Source organism: Cupriavidus sp. YAF13, from assembly GCF_052113425.1.
Classification (GTDB): Bacteria; Pseudomonadota; Gammaproteobacteria; order Burkholderiales; family Burkholderiaceae; genus Cupriavidus.
In genome coordinates, this window is sequence record NZ_JBFRDD010000007.1 from 207,003 (window position 1) to 222,846 (window position 15,844).

General features: G+C 67.1%; 14 protein-coding genes. 7 read left to right on the plus strand and 7 right to left on the minus strand.

Annotated elements, in window-relative coordinates:
• The first annotated feature begins 535 nt into the window (after positions 1–535).
• On the plus strand, positions 536–1,081 hold the full coding sequence (locus tag AB4061_RS08540) for a MarR family winged helix-turn-helix transcriptional regulator (RefSeq protein ID WP_441632708.1): 546 nt from the start codon (positions 536–538) through the stop codon (positions 1,079–1,081).
• Positions 1,082–1,222: 141 nt separating this feature from the next.
• Here the strand turns inward: AB4061_RS08540 and nadC are convergent, their stop codons facing one another.
• Positions 1,223–2,059, minus strand: coding sequence for a carboxylating nicotinate-nucleotide diphosphorylase (gene nadC, locus AB4061_RS08545; protein ID WP_441632710.1), 837 nt, complete (start codon positions 2,057–2,059; stop codon positions 1,223–1,225).
• A 263-nt stretch (positions 2,060–2,322) separates the two neighbouring features.
• Here nadC and AB4061_RS08550 point away from each other — a divergent pair, with 263 nt between their 5' ends.
• Positions 2,323–2,622: an antibiotic biosynthesis monooxygenase family protein gene (locus AB4061_RS08550; RefSeq protein WP_441632712.1), complete on the plus strand. Its 300-nt coding sequence runs from the start codon at positions 2,323–2,325 to the stop codon at positions 2,620–2,622.
• Between the two features lie 272 nt (positions 2,623–2,894).
• Here AB4061_RS08550 and AB4061_RS08555 read toward each other — a convergent pair whose 3' ends face one another.
• Positions 2,895–3,773 carry a LysR substrate-binding domain-containing protein gene (locus AB4061_RS08555; protein WP_441632714.1) on the minus strand — a complete coding sequence of 293 codons (879 nt, stop codon included), beginning with the start codon at positions 3,771–3,773 and terminating at the stop codon, positions 2,895–2,897.
• A gap of 118 nt (positions 3,774–3,891) precedes the next feature.
• Here AB4061_RS08555 and AB4061_RS08560 point away from each other — a divergent pair, with 118 nt between their 5' ends.
• The 4 genes from AB4061_RS08560 to AB4061_RS08575 all read left to right on the plus strand — a co-directional run bounded on the left by AB4061_RS08560 (position 3,892) and on the right by AB4061_RS08575 (position 8,664).
• Entirely contained in the window at positions 3,892–5,730 is a 1,839-nt protein-coding gene (locus tag AB4061_RS08560) for an acyl-CoA dehydrogenase family protein (protein WP_441632716.1), read from the plus strand.
• A 104-nt stretch (positions 5,731–5,834) separates the two neighbouring features.
• Complete coding sequence (locus tag AB4061_RS08565) at positions 5,835–6,815, plus strand: Bug family tripartite tricarboxylate transporter substrate binding protein (RefSeq protein ID WP_416051247.1); 981 nt, start codon at positions 5,835–5,837, stop codon at positions 6,813–6,815.
• A 180-nt stretch (positions 6,816–6,995) separates the two neighbouring features.
• On the plus strand, positions 6,996–7,451 hold the full coding sequence (locus AB4061_RS08570; RefSeq protein ID WP_441632718.1) for a PaaI family thioesterase: 456 nt from the start codon (positions 6,996–6,998) through the stop codon (positions 7,449–7,451).
• 61 nt (positions 7,452–7,512) lie between these two features.
• The gene (locus AB4061_RS08575) at positions 7,513–8,664 is read left to right on the plus strand and encodes a CaiB/BaiF CoA transferase family protein (protein ID WP_441632720.1); all 1,152 of its coding nucleotides are present in this window, start codon (positions 7,513–7,515) and stop codon (positions 8,662–8,664) included.
• Positions 8,665–8,709: 45 nt separating this feature from the next.
• Here the strand turns inward: AB4061_RS08575 and AB4061_RS08580 are convergent, their stop codons facing one another.
• The 4 genes from AB4061_RS08580 to AB4061_RS08595 all read right to left on the minus strand — a co-directional run bounded on the left by AB4061_RS08580 (position 8,710) and on the right by AB4061_RS08595 (position 13,821).
• Positions 8,710–10,440, minus strand: a complete 1,731-nt coding sequence (locus tag AB4061_RS08580) for a lactate permease LctP family transporter (RefSeq protein WP_441632722.1) — start codon at positions 10,438–10,440, stop codon at positions 8,710–8,712.
• 425 nt (positions 10,441–10,865) lie between these two features.
• On the minus strand, positions 10,866–12,335 hold the full coding sequence (locus AB4061_RS08585) for a LutB/LldF family L-lactate oxidation iron-sulfur protein (protein ID WP_441632723.1): 1,470 nt from the start codon (positions 12,333–12,335) through the stop codon (positions 10,866–10,868).
• The gene (locus tag AB4061_RS08590) at positions 12,332–13,036 is read right to left on the minus strand and encodes a LutC/YkgG family protein (RefSeq protein WP_441632725.1); all 705 of its coding nucleotides are present in this window, start codon (positions 13,034–13,036) and stop codon (positions 12,332–12,334) included. The genes AB4061_RS08585 and AB4061_RS08590 overlap by 4 nt, the downstream gene beginning before the upstream one ends.
• Positions 13,033–13,821 (minus strand): (Fe-S)-binding protein, encoded by a 789-nt coding sequence (locus tag AB4061_RS08595; protein WP_441632727.1) that lies wholly within the window; start codon positions 13,819–13,821, stop codon positions 13,033–13,035. Before AB4061_RS08595 ends, AB4061_RS08590 begins: the two co-directional genes overlap by 4 nt.
• 138 nt (positions 13,822–13,959) lie before the next feature.
• Between AB4061_RS08595 and AB4061_RS08600 the strand changes: the two genes are divergently transcribed.
• Positions 13,960–14,685 carry a FadR/GntR family transcriptional regulator gene (locus AB4061_RS08600; protein ID WP_174426180.1) on the plus strand — a complete coding sequence of 242 codons (726 nt, stop codon included), beginning with the start codon at positions 13,960–13,962 and terminating at the stop codon, positions 14,683–14,685.
• A 49-nt stretch (positions 14,686–14,734) separates the two neighbouring features.
• On the opposite strand, the gene AB4061_RS08605 is transcribed toward AB4061_RS08600, so the two are convergent.
• Entirely contained in the window at positions 14,735–15,772 is a 1,038-nt protein-coding gene (locus tag AB4061_RS08605) for an AI-2E family transporter (protein ID WP_441632729.1), read from the minus strand.
• Between the last annotated feature and the right edge of the window lie 72 nt (positions 15,773–15,844).

Sequence of the window (15,844 nt, forward strand, 5' to 3'; positions counted from 1 at the left end):
GTCGCCAAAGCCGATGGCCCGACGCGGTTCAGATAGCGGGAGGCTTCCAGGCTGCTTGTGCATGTGTCGTTCCAGGTCTCGGGGGTTTTCATGGTCATCCTATGCTTTCTCTTGGTCCCATTTCGTCGACTGTGCGTCGACTGTGCCGCGTACGTCCTCAGGCAATATGCTTAGATATCGAAGTACAAAGGCAATGCTAGCACCTGATGAAACCTTGTCAAGATAAGTTCGACATCTAAGAATATGCAAGAGTCAGGCCATAGCCGGAAAGGGCCGTATCCGCGGCCTTTGGCGGAGATTCCAGCAATGTCTAGCGGGGAAATCCCTCTGCGGGTGCGTTGCTGCTTCGTCGTGGCGCAAGCCCGCACTGATGTAGTGAGCACTACATTGGGACGCGGAAAAATGATTGGCAGGCGAATATCCGGCGAGAGACCCGGCGTGGCGGAAGATCCGGCTGCTTTGCTAACGCGTTATCATGTTTTCCATCATCGGGCGCGGGCATGGCCGGCGCCGACAAGGACTCCCACACCGTCTTATGGCCACATCAAAATTGACTGAAACGCAGGCGCCCGCCCAGCCAGGCGACATCGCCAACGAGCGCCTGGCGCATATGGTGAAGGACGCTGCCCGGGCGTATATCCGCGCCCTGCAGATGCGCCTGGCCGAACACACGGTCTCCTATGGGCACTGGACCATCCTGCGGATCCTCTGGGATCACGATGGTTTGTCGCAGCGCGAGCTGAGCGACCTGGCGGGCGTCACGGAGCCGACCACGTTCGCGGCGGTCAAGGCGCTGGAAGCGCTGGGCTATATCGAGCGCACGCATCTGCCCGGCAACAAGAAGAATGTCCATGTGTTTCTGACCAAGACGGGACGCGCCCTAAAGCGCAAGCTGGTGCCGCTGGCCGAGGAGGTCAATGCGATCAGCGTGGAGGGGGTCTCGGCCGAGGATGTCGCGATTGCGCGCAAGGTGCTGATTGCCATCAACCGCAACCTGGCGAAGGACGAGGAACAGGCGCAGGGCACGGCACGGCGCATGCCGTCGACGCGCGAACTGGGGCGGCTGCTGGCGGATCTTTGAGCCAGTGCCGGCGCTGGCGCCGGCGGCAAGCGCGGCATGAAAAAAGCGCGCCAGGCAGCAGCCGGGCGCGCGTCAACGTGGCGGGAAGGAGTGGCTCCCGCTCACACGGTAGCTCTCACACGGTATCTTTACACCGCCTCTTCACACCGCATCGTCCAGCCCGATATCCACGGCCGGCGCGGACTGGGTGATCTTGCTGGTGGAGATGTAGTCAACGCCAGTCTCGGCGATGGGGCGGATGGTCTCCAGGTTGATGCCGCCGGACGCCTCCACCTTGGTGCGCCCGTTGACGATGGCAACGGCTTCGCGCATGTCGGCCACGGACATGTTGTCCAGCATGATCACGTCGACGCCTGCCTTCAGGGCTTCATGCACCTGGTCCAGCCGGTCGCATTCCACTTCCAGCTTGGTCAGCACCGGCAGTTGCCGGCGCGCGCGCTCCACGGCGGCGGCGATGCTGCCGCACACGGCGATATGGTTGTCCTTGATCATCACGCCGTTATCGAGTCCCAGCCGGTGGTTCAGGCCGCCACCGCAGGTTACCGCGTGCTTCTCCAGCACGCGCAGCCCCGGCGTGGTCTTGCGGCTGTCGATCAGGCGCGCCTTGGTGCCGGCAATCGCCTCCACGTAGCGGGCGGTATGGTTGGCGATCCCGCACAGCCTTTGCATGATGTTCAGCGCCGTGCGCTCAGCGGTCAGCACGCTGCGCGCGGAGCCGCTCACGGCGATCAGGATGGCGCCTTTGGCGACCTTGTCGCCATCGTTGACACGTACGTCCACATGCAGCGACGGATCGTAGCGGGAGAACACGCGGGCGGCCACATCCACGCCGGCGATCAGCATCGGCTCACGCGCATTCATATAGAACGAACCCGTCTCGCCCTTCTCGATCATGGTGTGGACCGTCAGGTCGCAGGCGCCGATGTCTTCGGTCAGCCACAGGTCAATCAGCTTGTCGGTTGCAAATGGGTCGTACATGCTTGGCTCCAGGGTTCCGGGTATCCGGTGGGTTGGTGTCGCGGTCTTGACGTGAACGCGTGAATGCGTGAATGCGAAAAATACTTAGATATCGAAGTACGTATGGCAATCCTAGCATTTGCCGTGGCCTTGTCAAGTAAAGTTCGACATCTAAGAATAATTTCGCGGCGACGCGCGATGTGCCGGCCTGTCATAAAATGCTTGTCGACGCACGACCGGGCCAGGCCCCGGCCTTCCTGACACGCACAGACGGAGCACAAGACATGATTCTCGAAATAGCGCAGTTCCAGATCAAACCGGGTACGGAGTCGGACTTCGAGGCAGCCGTTGCCAAGGCGGCGCCGCTCTTCAAGCGCGCCCGCGGCTGCCACGCCATGCGGCTGCTCAGGTCGATCGAAACCCCCTCGCATTTCACGCTGGAGGTCAAGTGGGAGACGGTCGAGAACCACATGGTGGATTTCCGCGAATCCGCGGACTTCGCCGAATGGCGCAAGCTGGTTGGCGACTACTTTGCCGCTGCGCCCAACGTGGGCCATGTCAGCGTGGCGGTCGAGGGGTTCTGAATCCGGACCGGCGGGGCAATCCTCCCCCTGCTTGAGTAGGGTCCCGAATAACGCAATTGCGTTATTGGTGAGGGAGAGTGCAGCGGGTATGCTGCTTGCACGCTGAACACCCCGTTCCACGCGTATTTGACGTGCCACCTGCCGGTAAAGCAGGTGGCATTTTCTTTGTGAGCCTGGCGTTTACCCTGATTGCGTTCGCCATTGCAGGCGCGTGCCGCATTTTGGGGTGAGCCGGAAGGCCCCGGCTCTCTTTCTCTTCCCGCCCCACCTCCTTATTTCTCATCCCGCATCTTCTCCAGGAAGCGGTCGCGCGCGGGTTCGTCCGTTCCCGCCTTCCAGACGCAATACACCTCCGACGGCACCGTCGCCTGCGCCAGTGGCAAAAACACCGCCCCCGCCATTGCCGACCTTTGCAGCGCCGCTGGCACCACCGCCACGCCGGTTCCTTGCGACACCAGGGACACCACCGACAGCCAGTGCCGCACCTCATGCCGGATTTGCGGATAAAAGCCCTGCGCCGCGCACATCTCGAAGATGCGGTTGTAGTAGTCGGGCGAGGCCTTGCGGGAGAACAGCACGAAGGGCTCGCCGCGCAACTCGCTCAGCGCCACGGTGGCCTGGCGCGCCAGGGGATGGTCATGGGGCACGCAGCACAGGAAGGGCTCGCTATGGACCAGCGCGGTGGCCAGTTCGTCGGGCACGCGGTTGGTGTGGATGAAGCCGGCATCCAGCCCGTCATGCAGCAGCGCGTCGATCTGCTCCTGCGAGTTGAGTTCCGTCAGCGCCACCTGGATGCCGGGGTAGCTGGCCTGGAACTCCCGCAGGCGCTGGGGCAGGCCGCGGTACAGCATGGAGCCGACGAAGCCGATGCGCAGCCGCCCGACGGCGCCGGCCTCGATCTCGCGAGCCAGCAGGCGGGCCTCTTCGGCCTGGGCCAGCAGCGCGCTGGCCGATTCTCGGAAGGCCCGGCCGGCGGCGGTCAGGCGTACGCCACGGCTGTCGCGCTCGAACAGGCGCGCGCCCACCGAGGCTTCCAGCTGCTGGATATTGAGCGAGAGCGGCGGCTGCGAGATCGACAGGCGGCGGGCGGCCCGGCCGAAGTGGAGTTCTTCGGCGAGGACGAGGAAGTAGCGCAGGTGACGGAATTCCATGGCGATATGAAAAATATATGGACCAAGCCAATTTTAGAATTAGACACGAATCGCCGGACTTTGAATAATGCAGACAAAGTATCCGGCGCCAAGTGCCGGCACACACAGGAGATACCCCATGCAGACCAGCGCAGCGCGCCAAACTGTCGTTTCGGCCACTTCGTCCGCTCCGTCCGCCTCGTCCGCCTCGGCCGTGCCCGCACCCTCTGCCACGCCCGCGCATCCGGTGCCGGACCAGCAAGGCGTCAACCTGTTTGCCAGCGACCCGGACCTGCGCGCGCTGCTGCCGCTCTACCTCCCGCCCGACCTGTTCGCCCACCTGCTGCCCCACCTCGATCGCATGGGCGCGCTGGCCGGCGGCGTGCTGGACGAACTCGCGCATATCGCCGACCAGAACAAGCCCACCTTGTCGCACCGGACCCGCACCGGCATCGATGCGCAGCGCATCGACAAGCATCCCGCTTACGTGGAGCTTGAGAAGGTGGCGTTCTCCGAGTTCGGCCTGGCGGCGGCATCACACCGCGGCGGCGTCCTCGGCTGGGACAAGCCGATGCCGGCCGCGGCCAAGTACGCGCTGACCTACCTGTTCGTGCAGGCCGAGTTCGGTCTGTGCTGCCCGCTGTCGATGACCGATTCGCTGACCCGCACCTTGCGCAAGTTCGGCGATCCGGCGGTGGTCGAGCGTTTCCTGCCGAACCTCACCACCCAGGTCTTCGAGGACCTGTACCAGGGCGCCATGTTCATGACCGAGCAAGGCGCGGGCTCCGATGTCGCCGCCACCACCACCCGCGCCGCGCGCGATGCGCAGGCCGAGGGTGGCTGGCGCCTGTCGGGCGACAAGTGGTTCTGCTCCAACCCGGACGCCGCGCTGGCGATGGTGCTGGCCCGCGTCGAGGATGAAAACGGCGAGGCCGCACCCGGCATCAAGGGCGTGTCGCTGTTCCTGCTGCCGCGCACGCTGGCCGATGGCAGCGCCAACCACTACCGCATCATCCGGCTGAAAGACAAGCTTGGCACGCGCTCCATGGCCAGCGGCGAGATCCGCCTGGAAGGCGCCCATGCCTACCTGGTGGGGGAACTCGGCCGGGGCTTCGTGCAGATGGCGGACATGATCAACAACTCGCGCCTGTCCAATGGCGTACGCGCGGCCGGCCTGATGCGCCGCGCCTTGTCGGAGGGCCAGTTCATCGCGCGCGAGCGCCGGGCCTTTGGCAAGCGCCTGCTGGACATGCCGCTGATGCGCCGCCAGTTGCTCAAGCTGGCGCTGCCCACCGAGCAGGCCCGCACCATGGTGTTCCAGACGGCCGAGGCGCTGCGCCGCGCCGACGCTGGCGAGGCCGATGCCTATGCGCTGATGCGCGTGCTGACGCCGCTGATCAAGTTCCGCGCCTGCCGCGATGCCCGCAAGGTCACCGGCGACGCCATGGAAATGCGCGGCGGCTGCGGCTATATCGAGGAATGGAGCGACCCGCGCCTGGTGCGCGACGCGCATCTTGGCTCGATCTGGGAAGGCACCAGCAACATCGTTGCCCTTGACGTGCTGCGCGCGATCCGCCGCGAAGGCGCGCTGCCCGTGCTCGAGGCCCACCTGGCCGGCTTGCTGCAGGCCACGCCGATGCATGCCGGCGCACGCGGTGCCTTCACCACCGCGATCGCGCGTGCCGCCACGCTGTCCACCCGCGCCGCCGAAGCCGGCGCCGATGGCGACGTGCTGGCGCGCCAGGCCGCATCGGCGCTGTACCACGTGACCAGCGCGGTCGCCATGGCCTGGGAAGCCGGCCGCATCGGCTCGGTACGGCGCATGCGATTGGCCCAGCTGGTGCTGCTCCATCGCGTGCTGCCCCAGGATCCGCTGGCCGGCAAGGCCGAACCCTACTGGCTGGCCGACACCATCGCGCCGCCCGCCGACGGCGCCGAGAGCGCCACCGGCGAGGTGGCGCAGGTCAACCTCTTCTGACGCCTTACCGCCAGACCGACAAGCCCCCGCGGCGCCCACGGCGCCGCACACGCCGGCGCAGCATCGGCTGCCCGGCGCAAGAAGACCTAAACCAGGAGACAACCATGACCCTCTGGCAACGCCTCGCCGCTGTCGCCGCCTGCACCCTCTGCGTGGGCATTGCCCCCGCGCTGGCGCAGAAGGACTTCCCGTCCAAGCCCATCATGATGATCGTGACCTACCCGCCCGGCGGCCCCACCGACGTGATGGCGCGCACCCTGGCGTCCGCGCTCAAGGGCAGCCTTGGCCAGACCGTGGTGGTGGAAAACCGCGCCGGCGCCGGCGGCAATATCGGCGCCGAAGCCGTGGCGCGCGCGGAGCCGGATGGCTACACGCTGATGTTCGGCACCTCGGCCCCGCTGGCGATCAACGTCAGCCTGTACCGCAAGATCAACTACGACCCGGTCAAGAGCTTCGCGCCGATCATCCAGATCGGCCAGCTGCCCAATGTGCTGGTGGTCAACCCCTCGGTGCCCGCCAAGACCGTCGGTGAGCTGATCGCCTACGGCAAGGCCAATCCGGGCAAGCTGACCTACGCCTCGTCCGGCAATGGCGCGTCCTCGCACCTGGCCGGCGTGCTGTTCAACAACCTGGCCGGCACGGACTTCCGCCATATTCCCTACAAGGGCACCGGCCCCGCGCTCAACGACCTGCTTGGCGGCCAGGTGAGCATGAGCTTCACCGACGTGCTGACCGCGCTGCCCTTCATCAAGAGCGGCAAGTTCCGCGTGCTGGGCGTGACCACCAAGAGCCGCTCGCAGGCACTGCCCGATGTGCCCACCGTGGCCGAGCAGGGCGTGCCCGGCTTCGACGTCTCGGTGTTCTTTGGCGTGGTCGCCCCGGCCGGCACGCCGCCGGCGGTCATCGCCAAGCTCAACCATGCCTTTGCCGATGCGCTGCAACAGCCCGAAGTGCGCAAGACCCTGCAGGCGCAAGGCCTGGAACTGCCGCCGTCGACCTCGCCCGAGCAGCTTGGCAGCTTCGTCAAGGCAGAGGTGACCAAATGGCGCGGCGTGGTGCAGAAATCGGGTGCTCAGCTGGACTGAGCCGGGGGCACGTCCCGCCAAGCCGGGCTATGAATCATGGCCGGTTCGGCGGTAGTATCGACGTTTGCCAACCTGCGTGCAGTCCAACGCACCTGGCGGCATGAGGGCGAATTCGTGGGCATCGCGGCATAGCGGTGCCCGCTTTGCCTTCATGCGGCCCCAACCTACTCTGTGCCCGCCATGACCGATCTTTCCCTGCCCGCACCCGTCAACGAATTTGCCGGTGAAGCGCCGGGCCTGCTGTTTGCCCTGCCGATGCCCATGGCCCGCGTGTTCGGCCTGACCGGCGTGCACATCGACGCCAAAGAGGCGCGCGTGAGCATGGCCTACCACCCGGACCACACCAACAGCCGCGGCGACGTGCACGGCGGCGCGCTGGCCACGCTGCTCGATTGCGCGCTGTCCTGCGCCGCGCGCGGCCACGATCCGCGCCGCTTTGGCGTGGCCACGATCGACCTGTCGGTGCATTTCACCGCGCCCGGGCGCGGCGAGCTGACCGCCACCGCCTGGTGCGAGCGGCGCGGCCGTTCCCTGTGCTTCGCGCGCGGCGAGATCCGCGATGCGCAGGGCGAGCTGCTGGCGTTGGCCACCGGCACCTTCAAGCTGCTGGATCGCACGCCCGCGCCGGCCGCCTGAGCCCATCCACGTTGTTTGTCGTTTGTCGCACGTTCATCGCCGCAGTTACGGAACCCCTCTCATGAGCAAACTCCCTGTCTCGCCCGGCGCGCTCGCCGGCATCCGCGTGGTCGATCTCTCCCGCATCCTGGGCGGGCCGTTCTGCGGCCAGATCCTTGGCGACCATGGCGCCGACGTGCTGAAGATCGAGCCGCCCCAGGGCGACGACACCCGCACCTGGGGGCCTCCGTTCAAGGACGGCGTGGCCTCTTATTACTTCGGCCTGAACCGCAACAAGCGCGTGATGCGGCTGGACCTGACCACCGATGCCGACCGCGAGGTGCTGCTTGCCCTGCTGGCGGACGCCGACGTGCTGGTCGAGAACTTCAAGACCGGCACGCTCGAAAAATGGGGGCTGGGGTTTGACGCGCTGTCGGCGCGCTTCCCGCGCCTGGTGCACTGCCGGGTTTCCGGCTTTGGCGCCGATGGCCCGCTGGGTGGCCTGCCCGGCTACGACGCGGCCATCCAGGCCATGGCGGGCATCATGAGCATCAACGGCGAAGCCGGCGGCGACGCACTGCGCGTGGGCTTGCCGGTGGTGGACATGGTCACCGGGCTGAACGCCGCGCTGGGCGTGTTGCTGGCCCTGCAGGAGCGCGAGCGCAGCGGGCGCGGCCAGTTTGTCGAGGCGGCGCTGTACGACTCGGGCCTGTCGCTGCTGCACCCGCACGCAGCCAACTGGTTCATGAGCGGCAAGGAGCCGACCCGCACCGGCAACGCGCACCCGAACATCTATCCGTACGACACCGTCGCCACCGCCACCGACCCGGTCTTTCTCGCGGTTGGCAACGATCGGCAGTTCCGCATCCTGTGCGAGCACCTGGACATGCCGGGGTTTGCCGACGATGCGCGCTACGCCACCGCTGGCGCGCGCTCGGTCAACCGTGCCGCGCTCAAGGTGGAGCTGGAAGCGCGCATGGGCAAGCTGGATGGCAAGGTGCTGGCCGATACGCTGGTGGCCGCCGGCGTGCCGTGCGCGCCGGTGCTGTCGGTGGCGGACGCCTTGCAGCATCCGCACACCGTTCACCGCGAGATGGTGGTGGAGATGGCGGATGGCTACAAGGGCCTTGGGTCGCCCGTCAAGCTCAGCCGCACACCCGCCACCTACCGTTACGCACCGCTGGCCGAGGGCGATCAGTTCCTGCCGCGCGACGCCGCCAACGACAGCAAGTAAGCGGCGGGGCTGTGCCCGCTCGGTGGGTCAATTAGGTCAATCAGGTCAGTGGGGAATCATCCCCGTGAACACATAAGCCTGCAGCATGGTGATGATGCCCACGATCACCGCGAACAGCAGGCTGTGCTTCACGGTAAAGCGGAACAGCTCGGATTCCTTGCCGACCAGCCCGGTGGCCGCACAGGCCACCGCGATGGATTGCGGCGAGATCATCTTGCCGGTCACGCCGCCGGTGGTGTTGGCCGCCACCAGCAGCGTGTCGGACACGCCGATCTGGTGCGCGGTGGTGCTCTGCAGCGAGCAGAACAGCGCATTGGACGACGTGTCCGAGCCGGTCAGGAACACGCCCAGCCAGCCCAGGAAGGGCGAGAAGAACGGAAACGCCGCGCCCGTGCCGGCCAGCAGCAGCGCCAGCGTCGACGACATGCCCGAGTAGTTGGCGACAAAGGCGAAGCCCAGCACCAGCCCGATCGACAGGATCGGGCGGCGCAACTCCATCAGCGTTTCGCCGAAAGTGGCCAGCGCAGCGCGCGGCTTCATGCGCAGCAGCACGGCGGAGATCAGCGCGGTCAGCAGGATGGCGGTGCCCACCGCCGATACCAGGTCGAGCTTGAACACCGCCTCGTAGGCCTTGGGCTGTGCCACGATCGGCGCGGCCTTGATCACCAGCTGGTCCAGTGCCGGCACATGGAACTTCAGCACCCAGCCAGCCAGCGCGCCGTTGCCGGCAAACAGCGCCTTGAACGACGGCAGGCTCCACACGGTCACGATGGCGGTAAGGATGCCGAACGGCGCCCACGCGCGCACGGTCTGTGCCACGGTGTAGGGCGAGGCACGGCGGTTGTCGCCCGCACGGTGGCCGATGCTGCCCGCATCGCTTGCCAGCCCGTCACCCATGCGCGCCAGTGCCGCCGCACCGCCGCTCGCCTTCACCGCGCCGCCAGCCCGCTGGCTTGCGCGCTTGGGCTGCCACACCTTCAGGAACAGCGTCAGCGACACCAGGCTCACCAGCGCCGAAGTGATGTCCGGCAACTCCGGCCCGATATGGTTCGAGGTGAAATACTGCGTCACCGAGAAGCTCGCGCCGGTCACCAGCGCCGCCGGCCACGTCTGTTTCACGCCGCGCTTGCCGTCCATGATGAACACCAGCCAGAACGGCACCGCCAGCGACAGCAGTGGCAATTGCCGGCCCGCCATCGCGCCGATGTGCATGGCATCGATGCCGGTCACCTGGCCCGCCACGATGATGGGAATGCCCATGGCGCCGAAGGCCACCGGCGCGGTGTTGGCGATCAGGCACAGGCCCGCCGCATAGAGCGGGTTGAAGCCCAGGCCCACCAGCAGGGCCGCGGTGATGGCCACCGGCGCGCCAAAGCCCGCCGCGCCTTCCAGGAAGGCGCCAAAGGCAAAGCCGATCAGCAGCATCTGCAGGCGCTGGTCATCGGTGATGGCCAGCACGGACGCGCGGATGATGTCGAACTGCCCGGTCTTCACCACGATCTTGTAGAGGAACACCGCGGTCACGATGATCCACGCGATCGGCCACAGGCCGTAGGCAAAGCCAAATCCCGCTGCGGCGAGCGCCTGCGGCACGGGCATGCCGTAGGCGAAGATCGCCACGCCGATGGCAAGGAGCAGCGTGATGGCTGCTGCCACGTGGCCTTTCATGCGCAGCACGGCCAGGGCGAGGAAGAAGAAGAGGATGGGTAGCGCTGCCGCGAGCGCGGACAGCCATAGGCTGCCTAGCGGCGTGTAGGTCTGGGTCCAGGGTTGCACGGTGGGTCTCCTCCGGGGATTGTGTTTGAGTGAACTGGGTAGGGGCGTCTTGTTGCTTGTCTTTTTTTGTTGTCTGACTGCGAAGTCAAAGGCTTCAAGACAAGGCTTAAAGTCAAAGGCAGTTTCACCACCCCTGCGGGGCGGCGACCTACTTTCTTGTCTTGCCAAGAAATTAGGAAAAGACGGCGCGCCGGATGGGGCGACCCCCTCCTCGTCGGCAGGCAAAAAGAGCGGCCGGGGGCCAAACTCACATCGCCTTAAGGCGATGCTCAGACATGGCCCCCTCTTTTCCGCTCTTTTTGCCTGCCGACGAGGACGCCCCATACGGCCTGGTACACCTTGACGGCTCGCTTCGCATCGCGCTGTGTTGCCCGCTGGCGGGTCTATACGTCAGCGCTTTTGTTGTGTCTGTTCCTGGTGCTGGCTTACTCCGCCTGTCCACGCTCGCGCAGCAAGTCGGACAGACTGCGCGGCGCGGGGGTAAGCGGCGCGCGGTGCCGGGTCCACCCGAGCTGGCGTTTTGGCGTCAGTACCCGCAGCCGCGTGGCGGCCCAGCGGAACAGCCGGTAGGTGAGCGGATGCGCGAATGCGCCGCTCCAGAAGCGCCAGACCAGGTGCTCGCCGCGGCTGAACTTGGCGCCCTGGCCGCGCAGCGGATGCGCAACCTGTTCGTCCGGATCGCGGTTGGCTTCGGTGCGCAGGCGGATCAGCAGTTGCGGAATCGGGATGCGCACGGGGCACACTTCGCCGCAGGCGCCGCACAGGCTGGAGGCGGTGGCGAGGTCCGCCGTGGCATCGAGCCCGAGCAGGTGCGGCGAGATGATCTTGCCGATCGGGCCGGGGTAGGTGGTGCCGTAGGCATGGCCGCCGATGCGTGTGTAGACCGGGCAATGGTTCATGCACGCGCCGCAGCGGATGCACTGCAGCGTGGCGCGCAGTTGCGCGTCGGCATAGGCCTGGCTGCGGCCGTTATCCAGCAGCACCAGGTGCACCTCGCGCGGGCCGTCGCGCTCGCCCGCGCGGCGCGGGCCGGAGATCAGGTTGAAGTAGGTGGTGATGGCCTGCCCGGTGGCCGAGCGCGTCAACAGGCTGGACAGCGGCACGATGTGCTCAAGCCGGGCCACCACCTTCTCCATGCCCATGATGGCGATATGCACATCGGGCACCGTGGTGGACAGGCGGCCGTTGCCCTCGTTTTCCACCAGCCATAGCGTGCCGGTGTCCGCGGCGGCAAAGTTCACGCCGGACAGGCCGATGTCGGCGTTGACGAATTCCTGGCGCAGCGCGCGCCGGCCGGTCTGGATCAGTTCGTCCACGTCCTCGGTATAGGGCGTGCCGGGGATATGCTGCGCGAACAGCTCGGCAATGTCGCCGCGCGTCTTGTGGATGGCCGGCATCACGATGTGCGACGGCTTCTCGCCCGCGAGCTGCACGATGTACTCGCCCATGTCGGACTCGATGCAGTCGATGCCACGCTCGGCCAGGTAATGGTTCAGCTCGATTTCCTCGCTGGCCATCGACTTGCCCTTGATCACGCGGCGCGCCTGGCGGGCCTGCGCGATGCCGTGCACGATCGCATTGGCCTCGTCAGCGGTCTCAGCCCAGTGCACCTGCACGCCGGCCGCGGTGAGCTTGTCCTCCAGTTGCACCAGCAGGTCCGGCAGTTGCGACAGCGCGTGCTGGCGGATCGCTTCGCCCAGGTCGCGCAACTGCTCCAGCTCATCGCCGTCGGGGAACTGCACGGCGCGCTTGGCCTGCAGGAAGTCCATGGCGCCGCGAAAGCTGCTGCGCAGCTTGGGGTCGTCCAGCGCCGCGCGCGAGCGCGCCTTGAAATCCGCGGCAGGCACGAAGTGCAGGGGGACGGCGCTGTCCCGGGCAGTCGTTGATGTACTCATTGCGCGGCTCCCGTCCCGGCGCTGCCGGTCACGATGATGACCCACAGCTCGCGCGGGCCATGCGCGCCATAGGCCAGCGTTTGCTGGATGTCCGAGGTCTTGGATGGGCCGGATACCAGCACCAGGTTGGTCGGCATGCCAGCGCTCCAGCGCTCGGCGCGCGCGGCGCAATGCAGGTCCGGATGCAGCGTCTCGGCGTAGACCAGCGCGATATGCAGCGGCGGCACCAGCGAGACCGTGCGTGGCGTTTGCGCGTCGGGCGCCAGCACCAGCGTGCCGGTGGCGGCAATGCCGGAGCGCGCCACGGTGAAGCCCGCATCCACGGTGTCGAAGAGTTCCGCCTTCCATGCTTCGATGGGGCGCGCGTAGGACAGCGGCGCCACGCTGGCAGGCAAGGCGCGCATCAGCGCGGCGCCTTGCGCGGCGGCCGGGTCCAGCAGCAGGCGGCGCACGCCGGCGGCAACGAGCCTGTCTGCAAGTTGCGCGGGCCAGGCCTCGGCGCTGGCACACCAGGCCAGCGCGTGCGAGGCGCCCAGTGCAGCCTGCATGGCCTGCGCCAGCTCGGCGGGGGTGGCCGCCTCGCGGCGGGCGTCGTAGTGCGCGTCGATGCGCGCATCCAGCTGGCTGGCGTCGGCAGCGGGTGCTGGTGCGGCCGCGCGTAGCCGGCCGAGCATGCGCTCGCGGGCGCTCAGTGTGCTCATGCTTGCTCCTTGGCGGCGCCGCCGGTACGCCGCCACAGGAAGGTGGCGAGGTGCTCGACAGGCAGTGGCGCGCCCTGGTGCCTGGCCGCGTGCCCGATATTGAGCAGGCAGCCGCAGTCGGCGGAGACCAGCCGGTCGCAGCCGGTGGCGCAGGCCGAGGCGATCTTGTCCTGCACCATGGCGCCGGAGATGTCGGGATGCTTGAGCGAGAAGGTGCCGCCAAAGCCGCAGCACTCGGATTCGCGCTGATGCTCGGCACGCGTGACGCCGGGCAGGGCGTCGACCAGGGCCACGCCATGGTCGCGCGTACCCATTTCTCGACGCGCGGCGCAGGAGGTGTGCAGCACCACGGTTTCGGGTGGCTGGCCGGCGACGGCGCTCACGTCGAAGCGGACGTTCAGCACATGCAGCAGGAACTCGCTCAGCTCGTACACGCGCCCGGCCAGCAGGGCGGCCTTGGGGCCGGCCACGGGATCCTGCGCGAACAGTTGCGGCCAGTGGTGCCGCATCATCCCGGCGCAAGAGCCCGAGGGCACGATCACCGGCCACGGCTCGGCGAACAGATCCAGCTGGGCCAACGCCACCTTCCGGGCCTGTTCCGGGTTGCCGCTGCTATAGGCAGGCTGCCCGCAGCAACTCTGTCCACGCGGGAAGTGCACGGTCAGGCCCTCTCGCTCCAGCAGCCGCACGGCGTCCAGGCCGGCTTGCGGCACGAACATGTCGACCAGGCAGGTGGCGAACAGGTAGACCTGTGCCGGGGCAGGGGGATAGCGCCTTTGCTTCATGTCTCGCTCCGTGGGGGCGGCTGCCTGGCTGTCGGGCTCAGGGCTGGCCGTTGTTTGAGCGCATAATTCCGCGAGACGCGCGCCAGTTCAAATTGGTTGGACCAGTTGGGCGCGGCGAATCGATTCCGGAGCGAGAGGATGGCGGCGGGCAGGCAGGCGCGCGGGCGCGTGGAAGAGGTGATGCGAAAACTGGAAACGGCGATGCTGGACGGCACCTGGCCGGCCGGTGCCCGCCTGCCCGCGGAGCGGCTCCTGGCCGAGCAATATGGCGTGGCGCGCAACACCATCCGCGAGGCCACCCAGCGGCTGGCGGCGCGGGGCTTGCTGCAAAGCCGGCAGGGCGCCGGCGTGTTCGTCACCGAGCAGCTGCGCACCGGCTTTGCCTCGCCATGGCGCCAGCTGGTGGCGGACCACCCGGTGCTGCGTGACGATATCCTGGAGTTTCGCCGGGTGCTGGAGGGCGCTACCGCTTACTTTGCCGCGATGCGCGCGGATGCCGCGGATCTCAAGCGCATCCGCGGCCTGCTCCGCGCGCTGGAAGCCGCCCGCCAGCAAGACGACAAGGCGGCCGAGGCCGAGGCGGACGCCAAGCTGCATGAGGCCATTGCCCAGGCCTCGCACAACACCATGTTCCTGCACCTGCATACCAGCGTGATCGGCATGCTGCGCGAACACATCACCATCAACGGCACGGGCCTGCGGGTGCAGGACGAGGATGCCTCCGCGCTATTGCTGCTGCAGCACCGCACGCTGTGCGAGGCCATCTGCGCGCGCCGGCCGGAGGAGGCGCGCACCGCCATGCAGACGCACATCGACTTTGTGCGCAGCCGGGTGGAGCAGCAAGGAGACGGGGCAAGCGCCTGAAGCCGGGCGCCGGATCGGGGGGAATTGGTCCTACCGGTGGCGCCAGGCGTCAGATCAGGCCCTTGTTCGACAGCTCGCGCTTGAGATAGGCATAGTAGATCGGCCCGGCAATCACGCCGGCGACGCCGTACAGCGACTCCATCAGCAGCATGACCGTGAGCAGTTCCCAGGCGGCGGCATTGATGCGCGCGCCGATGATGCGCGCGTTGAGGAAGTACTCGAACTTGTGGATTACCACCAGGTAGAACAGCGAGGCGATCGCCATGGGCAGCGAGATCGACAGCGAGGCCACCACGATGCCCGTGTTCGACACCAGGTTGCCCAGCACCGGCAGCAGCCCGACCAGGAACGTGAAGGCGATCAGCGTCTTGGCCAGTGGCAGGTGCACGCCAAACAGCGGCAGCACCACCAGCAGGTAGACCGCGGTGAGCGCGGTGTTGATCAGCGAGATCTGCACCTGGGCGAAGATGAACTGCGAGAACGCCAGCTGCAGGTTGCGGGCGCGTTCCACCAGCGCAGAGGCCAGCGGCCGGCGGTTGGGCTTGGAGATGGCGCGGTACAGCGCGACCATCGCGCCGATCACCAGGCCGATCAGGATATGCGCGAGGCTGCGCAGCACCTCGGTGCCGAACTTCTGCGCCATCTGCGCGTGCTCGCGCAGCCAGGCAATGAGGGCGTTGGCCAGTTCATCCACGCCGCGCGGCAGTGCGTCGCTGACCCAGACCGGCAGCTGGGCGCGGGACTTGTCGATGATGTCGGCGGTGCGGATCAGCAGGGTGTCGAGCGTGTTGCCGTCGCCGCTGACAAAGCGCACCAGTGCCCAGCCCCCAAGCGTGAGCGCCAGCAAGGTGACAGCGGAGAGAATTGCCACCGCCAGGGCGTCGTGGCGCTGGTGCAGGCGCACCAGCTTGGGCGCCAGCACGTCCACCAGCGAGTACAGCAGCAGGCCCGCCATGAGCGCCGCCACCAGGTTGGCCTGCATCACCATCCAGAGCGCCAGGGCGGTCAGGATATAGGCGGCAGTCGTGACATTGAACCACTTTGCATCCGGCAAGCGGGGTATGCGTGGCGGATCGGGCTGATTCATCAAGTCTCCTGCATTGAGGGGCCGCACCGTCTGGTGGACGGCCGGGCGTCTGTGCATTGTACGGCGCTCGAT